Annotated in this window: 4 protein-coding genes; 3 read left to right on the top strand and 1 reads right to left on the bottom strand. The window is 58.3% G+C overall.

Features of this window, described 5'->3' with window-relative positions:
* Positions 1-388: 388 nt before the first annotated feature.
* Positions 389-1,147: a hypothetical protein gene (locus tag AWU74_RS03735; protein ID WP_062327744.1), complete on the bottom strand. Its 759-nt coding sequence runs from the start codon at positions 1,145-1,147 to the stop codon at positions 389-391.
* A gap of 408 nt (positions 1,148-1,555) precedes the next feature.
* Between AWU74_RS03735 and der the strand changes: the two genes are divergently transcribed.
* The 3 genes from der to AWU74_RS03750 all read left to right on the top strand — a co-directional run.
* Positions 1,556-3,169 (top strand): ribosome biogenesis GTPase Der, encoded by a 1,614-nt coding sequence (gene der, locus AWU74_RS03740; RefSeq protein WP_187150818.1) that lies wholly within the window; start codon positions 1,556-1,558, stop codon positions 3,167-3,169.
* 278 nt (positions 3,170-3,447) lie between these two features.
* Positions 3,448-4,719, top strand: coding sequence for a YidC/Oxa1 family membrane protein insertase (locus AWU74_RS03745; RefSeq protein WP_062327747.1), 1,272 nt, complete (start codon positions 3,448-3,450; stop codon positions 4,717-4,719).
* A gap of 26 nt (positions 4,720-4,745) precedes the next feature.
* A partial coding sequence (locus AWU74_RS03750; RefSeq protein WP_162504758.1) for a hypothetical protein occupies positions 4,746-4,944 on the top strand: 199 nt, incomplete at its 3' end.

Genomic DNA, 4,944 nt, shown 5'->3' on the forward strand with positions numbered 1-4,944 from the left:
CGATTCCTCACCAGCGTTTGAGGGTGCCGAAAACGATTTTAATGAAATATTCCATAGTTTGCTACGGAATATTTCATTCATGCTTCCTATTTTACCTCTCTCCTCCTCTTTAGTCCACACTACCTAGGGCGGGCAGGTACTCCCCGCCTGAATGTCCAGTAAGCCGACACCTTACAGGGCGGCAGAGAGGCGACGGCGATACTCATGCGTAGCACGAGTATCGTCCGAGTTCCTTGAGGGAACTCGGCTGGGCATAAAAAAAGAGCGGGGCGTGTGCCCTCGTTCTTTTGTGTCTATCCCGTTCGACCTCCGCCTCTATGCTTCACCTATCTGTCGAGTTTCCTCAAGAAACTCGGACATTACCCGCGCACAGCGCGGGTAACGCCGCTCACAGGTCGTAGGCAAACCAGTCGATAGCGCTCGCGTCTACAACTATGTAGTTTTGAATACCGCCATAATCGTCCGTATATGTCTCGAGCACTCGTATTCCCGCGTTTCTTAAAGCCGTTTCAGCATCTTTAAACCAGGGATTTTTAGCCGTTATAAGAAGCGACGGAGTCGTTCTGTTTCGCTGGGCGACTGAAGCGCCTGTAATGTCAGGAAAGCGGAGCGCGGGATCGGCTAGAAGTTTAAAGCCTCCGCCGGCACGGGCATACGTCATGCACCGCGTGTGTTTTATCTGCGTCGTTTTTCCGTTCACCGCAACGAACGCTTTGTCGTCCGCTGTATTGTTCATCCACCTTTCTCTGCCCGTATATCCGATTCCGCACAGCAGGTCCGTGTCAAAGCGCACCCAGCAATGCTCGAGACTTATCGTTTTGTACACCTCCGGCTTGATTCCCGCCGCGCGGAGCCGATCCGCCCATTTCTCAATATCGCTTTGCCACCATTCGTAAATCGTCGTCTTTCCGCCCGGCTCCGAATCGTACCCGTCGCAGTCCCCGTACACGTGCGCGCCGTTCTTAAAATAGAAGTCGTAGTTCCCGTCGTCGAACTTCGCGTAACTTGGTCTTCGTTCCGCGCCCGCCGCCCCGCTCTGCGCGCCCGGCGTCAGTTCCTGCCGGCAGGCGACAAGCGCGCCCGCCCCGACGCCCAAGACGCCCGCCGTTACGGCGGCACCGGTCAAAACCCTTCTCGCTGCGTTCATAAGCCCTCCGCGCATTCTGTAATTGTGAATGACTGTAAAACGTGTTCCGCGCCCTGTCAAGAGGCTTTTGGACACAAAAGCGGCGGGCGATCGGTGCGTAAAAAGCGGTATTGGCAGACAGGCAGGGCGAAAGCTCTGCCTGTTTTATGCCCAAACCTAAGCACATAGGCTTTGCCTCTCCACCGCCCTTAACGTTACCTCTGTTACGCCCTTAACGCTGCCTCTGATACGCCCTTATCGCTACCTCTCTGCCGACCGTATCGCTGCCTCTGATATGGGCGCATAAGCGCGGCGCGGGGCTTTACCTATATGCCGAGTTCTTTCAAAGAACTCGGTCGATACCCGTTCCCCCGCGGGGGAACGGGTATCGCCTTGACTTTGCCCCGCATTCCCCCGATACTTGCCGCCATGAATCCCTCCGCGCGCCTTCCGCTTGTCGTCATTGTCGGGCGGCCGAACACCGGCAAATCGACGCTGTTCAACCGCTTCGTGCATAAGCGCCGCGCGATTACCGACCCCACCCCCGGCGTAACCCGCGACCCTATCGAAGAAACCGTCTTCGTCGCGGGCACGGAAATCAGGCTCATGGATACCGGCGGCTTCAAGCTTGCGCGGACGCCGCGCGCCCGAACAGCGGCGAACGACCCGCGCCGGGCGGACGCGATGAACGCCGAAATAGACGCGCTCGTTACGGCAAAGACGCTTGAGGCGATAAGGCGCGCCGACCTGATTGTGCTCCTTTTGGATGCGGGAGACATTACCGGCGAGGACGAGGAGTTTATCAGTCTGCTTCGCCCGCACCAGCATAAGGTACTGTGCGCCGCAAACAAGACGGAGGGCGGGCGGCTGGAGCAGGAGGCGTGGAACTGCGTGCGCTTCGGCTTCGGCGATTTCATGCTGCTTTCGGCGGAGCACGGCGACCATTTCCCCGAATTGTGCGAGCGAATCGCCCGCCGCTTTGCACCGCCCGCCCCGGCGGAAGCTGACGGCACCGCAGCCGAGTCAGGCGACACGGCGGCTCCGGCGGCTGGAGAAAACGCGAACGAATCGGCGGCGTCCGTTCCAGAGGCAGACGCAGCGGAGGAAAACGCGACGGCTGAACCGGAGGAGGCTTTGGAACGGAAGACAATCCGCGTCGCCGTGCTGGGCAAGCCGAACACCGGCAAGTCGACGCTGACCAACCGGCTGACCCGCTCCGACCTGTCTATTGTGTCGGCGTATGCCGGAACGACGCGGGACGTGGTGGCGGGCTTTTTTTCGTGGGGGGGGCGCGACTTTCAGATTCTGGATACCGCCGGAATCAGGCGGAAAGCGAAGGTTACGGAAAACGTCGAGTACTACTCGGTGAACCGCGCGATAAAGACGCTCGACGATGCCGACGTGGCGTTCCTGCTTATCGACGCGACAGAGGGTCTTGCCGAGCAGGACAAGAAAATCGCCGCGCTCGCCTCGGAGCGCGGGAAGGCGCTCATCTTTGCGCTGAACAAGTGGGACACACAGGAGCAGGACAAAACGCACCTCAAAAAGACGGTTGAGCATATCCGAATCATGTTTGCCCATATGAACTACGCGCCAGTCGTCGCCGTTTCGGCAACGGAAGGGACGGGCGTCAGGGCGCTGCTTCACGAGGCGGTCGAGCTCTTCGACGAGCTGCACCGCAAAATCGACACGAGAAGCCTGAACCTTGCGCTCGCCGGCTGGGTTGCTGCGCGCCCGTCGCCTTACAACCGCGGCAGCACATTCAAGCTGCGTTATATGGTGCAGAACAGCGTCAACCCGGTGTCGTTTCTGGTGTTTGCGAGCCGCCCCGAAAACGTTCCCGCTGCCTATGTCGCGTATATCAAGAACAAAATCCGCAACGATTTAGGCTTTGGCAAGATTCCGGTGCAGGTGGAACTCCGCACGGGACGAAAAAACTGGGAGGAACGAGGCACGCCCAGCGGAGCCGAACGCCGGAGTTTGCGCCGCACGCGCGTTCCCCATAGGGAACGTCCGAGTTCCTTGAAGAAACTCGGCAGATAGGCAGGATATGGAGCACTTCCATACTGTAGTGTGAGGAGTCTCCCTACCGTAGTGGGGAAGGATTCCCTACCATAATAGGGAGGCTCTCCCTATTATAAGGAAGAGATACTCACCTATGCGTGAGAGGGGTTCTCACCTACCGGTGAGAGATAATCTAACCCAGTGGTTAGAGACGCTCTAACCTACCGGTTAGAATTGGTCTAACGCAGTGGTTAGAGTCAGTCTAACCTACGGGTTAGAGTCGGTCTAATCGGAACGCCAAACAGGTCCCTGCTTCGGTGCCCAGCGCCGAGGCGCCGGAAACGAAGGAACGATATATGCTGGACGCGCTGTACACCGTCGTCATCTATCCGCTGACGCAGATTATCGAATTCGTGTTCGTGTTTTCGCAGAAGGTGTTCAAAGAAACCGGCTGGTCGGTCGCCGCGGTCAGCGCGGCAATCTCTGTGCTGTGCCTGCCGCTGTACGCGGTCGCCGAGCGCTGGCAGCAGACGGAGCGGGACGCGCAGAAGCGCCTGAAGCCGAAAGTCGACAAAATCAGGGCGGTGTTTGCGGGCGACGAGCGGTATATGATTCTGTCCGCCTACTACCGGCAGAACCGCTATCATCCGGCGTATGCCCTGCGGGGTGCCTTCGGTTTGCTCATTCAGGTGCCGTTCTTTATCGCTGCGTATTCGTACCTCTCGCATTTGGAAGCGCTCAAAGGGGCGCGGTTCCTGTTCATACGCGATATGGGCGCACCAGACAGCCTTCTGCATGTCGGGCGTTTCGCGCTCAACGTCCTGCCCGTCGCCATGACGCTGATAAACGTCGCCGCGAGCGCGGTGTACGCGAAAGGCTTCCCCGCGAAGGAAAAAGCGCAGCTCTACGGCACGGCGCTCGTTTTTCTGGTGCTGCTGTACAACTCTCCGGCGGGACTGGTGCTGTACTGGACGCTGAACAACGTGTTCTCTCTGGCAAAGAACGCCGTGCAGAAAACAAAACGCCCGCTCAAAACCGCGTATATCGCTCTGTGTATATGCGTCGCGGCGGTAGACGTCTACATGCTTTTTGTGCACCGAGGGCTTCTGACAAAACGCCTGTCCCTTGCGGCGGCGTGTTCCGCGGCATATCTGCTCCCGCTCTGCATAAGGGCAAAGAACTGGGCTGCACGGGCAGCCGCGCAAAAGACCGTCCTCCGGCACACCGCGCTGTGGCAGACGAAGACTTATGCGCTGTCAGGCATTATCCTGTTCCTCCTTGCGGGAGCAGTCATACCCGGCGCATTGGTCGCTTCTTCCCCGGAGGAATTCTCCTTTATTGAGCAATACCGTTCTCCGTTTCCGTTCATCGGAACGACGCTTTTGCAGAGCGCGGGGATTTTTATCGTATGGGCGTCGTGCCTCTACTTCCTGTTTTCCCCAAAAGTCAGAGCCGCGCTGACCGCGTTCCTGTCGCTCTTCGCCGCCGCCGCGCTCGTCAATACGTTTGCCTTCCCCGGCAATTACGGGTTCCTCACCACTAATCTGGTATTCTCGAACGCAGCGGCATTCAACGAAAAGCGCGGCTAGGCGTCGTCAACGGCGTCGTCCTTGCGTTGACGATAGCCGTCTGCGTCTGGCTGCTTTTGTCAAAGCACCAGAAAGCGTTTTATTCCGTGCAAATCATCGCGCTGATTTCCCTGCTGCTTATGGGATTCACAGACGCAAGAAAAATCTATCGAGGTTACGCCGAGTTAGCCGAGCGAAAAGGTGTCGGCAGCGTGGCGGACAACTCCCCCGCGCCGGTATATCGCT

It is taken from the genome of Treponema endosymbiont of Eucomonympha sp. (assembly GCF_001028545.1).

What these genes read in the sequence shown, in the direction of transcription:
- AWU74_RS03735 (WP_062327744.1), bottom strand. Translation starts at nt 1,147, where the DNA reads ATGAACGCAGCGAGAAGGGTTTTGACCGGTGCCGCCGTAACGGCGGGC.
- der (WP_187150818.1), top strand. Translation starts at nt 1,556, where the DNA reads ATGAATCCCTCCGCGCGCCTTCCGCTTGTCGTCATTGTCGGGCGGCCG.